Raw genomic sequence first — 5,817 nt, forward strand, 5'->3', positions numbered from 1 at the left:
CACCCGCTGCGCCTCGGCGTACGGGCCCGGCACCCCGGCCAGCGGCTCGCCCTCCCACAGGGCCAGCGCCCGCCCCAGCACCTCGCGCGCGTGGCAGAGATCCCCGGCCGACCGCGCCTTCTCGCCCTCGGCCGCGAGCTCCTGCGCGACCGCGAGGTCCAGCGCGCCCTCGCCCAGCCCGCGCACCGCGTACCCTCCGGACTCGCTGACCAGCACGCCCGGGTCGAGGACCTTGCGCAGCCGGGAGGCGTACGTCCGCAGCGCCGCCAGCGCCTGCGAGGGCGGCTCCTCGCCCCACACGGCGTCGATCAGCTCCGAGGCGGTCGCCGTGCGGCCCTCGCGCAGCAGCAGCGCGGCCAGCAGGGCCCGCTGCTGGGGGGAGCCGGTGGGCAGGGGCTGTACGCCCCGCCAGGCGCGCACCGGCCCGAGCACGCCGAAGCGCAGTCGGTCCGGCTCCGCCGGAGAGCCCGCGCGCCGCTGCTCCGGCACCCGCGGCCCGCCGTCCGGGCCCCGCGGTGCGGCCCCCGGGTCCCGCGGTACACCGTCCATGCCGTCCCCCTAGACATTCCGACCAACCCCGTCAGTTTGCCTTGTTCCGGCCTCGGGCGTCAGCCGCCGGAGACTCCGATCACACGGCGGCACACGGGAGTTCACAAGGTCCTCACACGCCCCGCGCGCCGGCGCGCGCGAACGTCACCGGCCCAAGCGTCCGGCGCGATAGCTGACGGTTCGTCAGATCGGCGCTACCGTGACGCCCATGGAGACGACGAAGACCCCCGCGGACGCGCACGGCAGCGCGTTTCCCCTGATCATCTCGGTGGACGACCACACCGTGGAGCCGCCGGACGTCTGGCAGGACCGCCTGCCCCGCCGCCACCGCGAGACCGGCCCGCGCATCGTCCGCGCCCCGCTGAAGGAGATGACCTTCCTCGGCGGCCGTTTCCGGCCGGTCATGGGCGGCCCCGGGGACGAGGGCCCGCTCGGCGACTGGTGGGTCTACGAGGACCTGCGCCGTCCCCTCACCCGCCTCGACACCGCCGTCGGGTACGCCAGGGACGAGATCAGGCTGGAGGTCATCACCTACGAGCAGATGCGCCCGGGCTCGTACGACGTCGGGCGCCGCCTCGCCGACATGGACGTCAACCACGTCCAGTCCGCCCTCTGCTTCCCCACCTTCCCGCGCTTCTGCGGCCAGACCTTCACCGAGGCCGCCGACCGCGACCTCGCCCTGCTGTGCGTGCGGGCCTACAACGACTGGATGGTGGAGGAGTGGTGCGGCCCCGAGGCCCACGGACGCCTGATACCCCTCACCCTCATCCCCCTGTGGGACGCCCGCCTCGCGGCCGCCGAGGTCCGGCGCAACGCCGAGCGCGGGGTCCGCGCCGTCGCCTTCTCCGAGATACCCCCGCACCTGGGCCTGCCCTCGGTGCACACCGACGACTGGGACCCCTTCCTCGCCGCCTGTGACGAGACCGGGACCGTCGTCGCCATGCACATCGGCTCCAGCAGCCGCATGCCCAGCACCTCCAAGGACGCCCCGCCCGCCGTCGGTTCCACCATCACCTTCGCCAACTGCTGCTTCTCCATGGTCGACTGGCTGATGAGCGGCAAGTTCGAGCGCTTCCCCGGCCTGAAGGTGATGTACGCCGAGGGCCAGATCGGCTGGATCCCGTACATCCTGGAGCGCGCCGACGTCGTCTGGGAGGAGAACCGGGGCTGGGGCGGGGTGGCCGGCAAGGTCCACCGCCCGCCCTCCGAGCTGTTCGCCGAGCACATGTACGGCTGCTTCTTCGACGACGCCTTCGGCCTGCGCAACCTCGACGTGATCGGCGCCGGCAACGTCCTGTACGAGACCGACTACCCCCACTCCGACTCCACCTGGCCCAAGTCCCGCGAGATCGGCGAGGCGCAGATGGGCCACCTCGCCCCGGACGTGGTCGAGCGGATCGTGCGGGGCAACGCCATCGGCCTGCTCGGCCTGACCGGCGACGGCCTGTGGCCCGGCGGTGCCCGGTGACGACCGCAGGGCCCGCCGCAGGGCCCCTGCGCTACGGCATGCAACTGCCCGTCCAGTCCCAGTCCACGCTCTACGCCGAGCCCTGGGAGGCGGCCGCGGGCCCGGAAGACCTGGTGGAGATCGCCCGGGCGGCCGAGCGGGCGGGCTTCGACTACCTGGCGAGCTGCGACCACGTGGCCGTCCCGCGCCGGCTCGCCGCCGCGATGAGCACCGTCTGGTACGACCCGGTCGCCACCCTCGCCCACCTCGCGGCCGTCACCGGACGCGTCCGCCTGCTCAGCCATGTCGCGGTGGTCGGGCTGCGGCACCCGCTGATCACCGCCAAGCAGTACGCCACCGTCGACCACCTCTCCGGCGGCCGCCTGATCCTCGGCGTCGGCGCCGGACACGTACGCGAGGAGTTCGAGGCGCTGGGCGTGGACTTCGCGCGGCGCGGCGCGCTGCTCGACGAGTGCGTCGACGCGCTGAGGGCGGCGCTCGGCCCCGAGGAGTTCCCTTCCCACCACGGCACGTACTACCGGTTCCAGGGGCTCGGCCAGCGGCCCCGGCCCGTGCAGGGCTCCGTGCCCCTGTGGGTGGGCGGCTCCTCGCCCGCCGCCGTGCGCCGGGCCGCGCTCAAGGGCGACGGCTGGCTGCCGCAGGGCGACCCGCGCGACCGGCTGCCCGCGCAGATCGCCCGCATCCGCGAGCTGCGCGAGAAGGCGGGGACCGCGGAGCGGCCCTTCGTGATCGGCGCCATCACCGAGCCGCTTCACGTCGGCACGCCCGCCTGGGACGTCGGGCACCGCACGCTCACCGGGACGCCGGAGGCGCTCGCCGAGTCCCTGCGCGCCTACCGCGCGATGGGCGTGCACCGGATCCAGGTGCGCTTCCGCAGCCGCGGCCGCACCGAACTCACCGACCAGATAGCCGCGTTCGGGGCCGAGGTGGCCCCCCGTCTCGACTGAGGAGAGCCATGGGCAAGCTGGACGGCCGCGTCGTGATCGTCACCGGCGCGGCGCGCGGGCAGGGGGAGCAGGAGGCCAGGCTGTTCGCGGCCGAGGGAGCGCGGGTCGCCGTGGCCGACGTCCTTGACGACCGGGGCGAGGCCCTGGCCAAGGAGATCGGCGCCCTCTACGTCCACCTGGACGTGGGCCGCGAGGACGACTGGCGCTCGGCCGTGCGGGCGGTCAAGGAGGCGTACGGCCGCGTGGACGGGCTGGTCAACAACGCCGGCATCCTGCGCTTCAACTCCCTCGTGGACACGCCTCTGGAGGAGTTCCTCCAGGTGGTACAGGTCAACCAGGTGGGCTGCTTCCTCGGGATCAGGAGCGTGGCGCCCGAGATGGAGGACGGGGGCACGATCGTCAACACGGCCTCGTACACGGCGGTCACGGGCATGGCGGCCGTCGGGGCCTACGCGGCGACCAAGCACGCGATCCTCGGGCTCACCCGGGTCGCCGCCCTGGAGCTCGCCCCGCGCGGGATCCGGGTGAACGCCATCTGCCCGGGCGCGATCGACACCCCGATGTCCAACCCGGCACGGCTGGACCCGGACGCGGACGCCGAGGAGACGAGCCGGGCCCTGGACCAGCTCTACCGCCGGCTGGTGCCGCTGGGGCGGATCGGCAGGCCGGAGGAGGTGGCCCGGCTCGCGCTCTTCCTGACCGGCGCCGACTCCTCGTACATCACCGGGCAGCCCTTCGTGATCGACGGCGGCTGGCTGGCCGGTGTCACGGTCGTCTGAGTACGGTCTGACGACCCGTCAGCTATTGACGGTCCGCGCACCCGGTGCCACAGTCGGCCAACGAAACAACTGACGGTCCGTCAGGAATGTGTGGACCGGGAACCGGGGAGGGTGAACCGCCGTGGAATTCGGGCTCTTCGTACAGGGATACGTGGGCAAGCGCGCCGAGACCGACCCGCTCGCCGAGCACAAGGCACTGATGGAGGAGACCGAGTACGTCATCCAGGCGGACCGCTCCGGCTTCAAGTACGCCTGGGCCTCCGAGCACCACTTCCTGGAGGAGTACTCCCACCTCTCCGCCAACGACGTCTTCCTCGGCTACCTCGCCCACGCCACCGAGCGCATCCACCTCGGCTCCGGCATCTTCAACCCGCTGGCCCAGGTCAACCACCCCGTGAAGGTGGCCGAGAAGGTCGCCATGCTCGACCACCTCAGCGAGGGCCGCTTCGAGTTCGGCAGCGGACGGGGCGCCGGCTCGCACGAGATCCTCGGCTTCCTCCCCGGCATCACCGACATGAACCACACCAAGGAGATCTGGGAGGAGACGATCGCCGAGTTCCCGAAGATGTGGCTCCAGGACGAGTACCAGGGCTTCCAGGGCAAGCACTGGCAACTGCCGCCCCGCAAGGTCCTGCCCAAGCCGTACGGCAAGTCACACCCGGCGATGTGGTACGCGGCCGGGTCCCCGCCCTCGTACGCCATGGCCGCGCGCAAGGGACTCGGCGTGCTCGGCTTCAGCATCCAGAAGGTCTCCGACATGGAGTGGGTGCTGGAGCAGTACAAGACGGCGGTCGTGGACGCCGAGCCGGTCGGCGACTTCGTCAACGACAACGTCATGGTGACCACCACCGCCATCTGCGCGCCCACCCACGACGAGGCCATCGAGATCGCGGTGAACGGCGGACTGCACTACCTGCCCTCCCTCGTCTTCCGCTACCACGACACCTTCCCGCGCCCCGAGGGCTTCCCCGTCTGGCCCGAGACCCTGCCCGAGTACACGGCGGAGTTCGTCGAGGTGCTGATCGAGGAGGAACTGCTGATCTGCGGCGACCCCGACGAGGTGCTGCGGCAGTGCAAGCGCTGGGAGCAGGCGGGCGCCGACCAGCTCAGCTTCGGGCTGCCGGTCGGGGTGCCGAAGGAGGAGACCTTGCAGACCATCCGCCTCATCGGCGAGCACGTCGTCCCGAAGATCGACACCGACCCGGTGCACCGCACGACCCGCTTCCGCCAGGCGGCGTGAGGCGGCTCAGGAGAAGGGCGCGAAGGAGGGCGCAGGGGACATGCTCGACCACGTGATCAAGGGCGCGACCGTCGTCGACGGCACGGGCGCGCCCGCGTACACCGCGGACCTGGGGATGCGCGACGGCCGGATCGCCGCCCTCGGCACGGTCACCGAACCGGCCCGCACGGCGACGGACGCGGCCGGACTCGTCCTCGCCCCCGGCTTCGTCGACCCGCACACCCACTACGACGCCCAGCTGTTCTGGGACCCCTACGCCACCCCGTCCCTCAACCACGGGGTGACCACCGTCGCGGCCGGCAACTGCGGCTTCACCCTCGCGCCCCTGAACCCGGGCCGCCCCGAGGACGCCGGCTACACCCGGCGGATGATGTCCAAGGTGGAGGGCATGTCCCTGGTCGCGCTCGAGGAGGGCGCACCCTGGAACTGGCACTCCTTCGGCGAGTACCTGGACGCCCTGGAGGGCCGTATCGCGGTCAACGCCGGCTTCATGGCGGGCCACTGCGCGCTGCGCCGGTACGTGATGGGACCCGAGGCGGTCGGCGGGCAGCCCACGGCGGAGCAACTGGAGCAGATGCTCGCCCTCTTCCACGAGGCCATGGACGCGGGCGCCTGGGGACTGTCCACCACCCAGTCGGGCACCCACTCCGACGGCGACGGCCGGCCGGTGGCTTCCCGGCACGCCCGCCCCGCCGAACTGCTGGCCCTGTCCCGGGCCGTGGGCGAGCACGAGGGCACCCAGATCGAGGCGATCGTCGCCGGCTGCCTGGACCAGTTCAGCGACGCCGAGATCGACCTGCTCGCGGAGATGAGCGCGGCGGCCGGACGCCCCCT

The 5,817-nt window shown here is 72.6% G+C and carries 5 protein-coding genes and 1 pseudogene; 5 read left to right on the forward strand and 1 reads right to left on the reverse strand.

What is annotated here, in order from left to right; genetic code table 11:
• A partial coding sequence (locus IE249_RS37775; protein WP_229858792.1) for an AfsR/SARP family transcriptional regulator occupies positions 1-549 on the reverse strand: 549 nt, incomplete at its 3' end.
• 208 nt (positions 550-757) lie between these two features.
• Here IE249_RS37775 and IE249_RS18715 point away from each other — a divergent pair.
• From IE249_RS18715 to IE249_RS37780, 5 genes and pseudogenes are all read left to right on the forward strand, one after another.
• Positions 758-2,017, forward strand: a complete 1,260-nt coding sequence (locus IE249_RS18715; protein WP_189705966.1) for an amidohydrolase family protein — start codon at positions 758-760, stop codon at positions 2,015-2,017.
• 38 nt (positions 2,018-2,055) lie between these two features.
• Entirely contained in the window at positions 2,056-2,964 is a 909-nt protein-coding gene (locus tag IE249_RS18720; RefSeq protein ID WP_189706028.1) for an LLM class F420-dependent oxidoreductase, read from the forward strand.
• An 8-nt stretch (positions 2,965-2,972) separates the two neighbouring features.
• Entirely contained in the window at positions 2,973-3,743 is a 771-nt protein-coding gene (locus IE249_RS18725) for an SDR family NAD(P)-dependent oxidoreductase (RefSeq protein ID WP_189705967.1), read from the forward strand.
• Positions 3,744-3,864: 121 nt separating this feature from the next.
• Complete coding sequence (locus IE249_RS18730) at positions 3,865-4,983, forward strand: LLM class flavin-dependent oxidoreductase (protein ID WP_189705968.1); 1,119 nt, start codon at positions 3,865-3,867, stop codon at positions 4,981-4,983.
• Positions 4,984-5,023: 40 nt separating this feature from the next.
• Positions 5,024-5,817, forward strand: a pseudogene (locus tag IE249_RS37780) (amidohydrolase family protein); the annotation flags it as partial.

Origin of the sequence: Streptomyces anandii JCM 4720, from assembly GCF_014650655.1 — a bacterium.
Taxonomy (GTDB): Bacteria; Actinomycetota; Actinomycetes; order Streptomycetales; family Streptomycetaceae; genus Streptomyces; species Streptomyces anandii.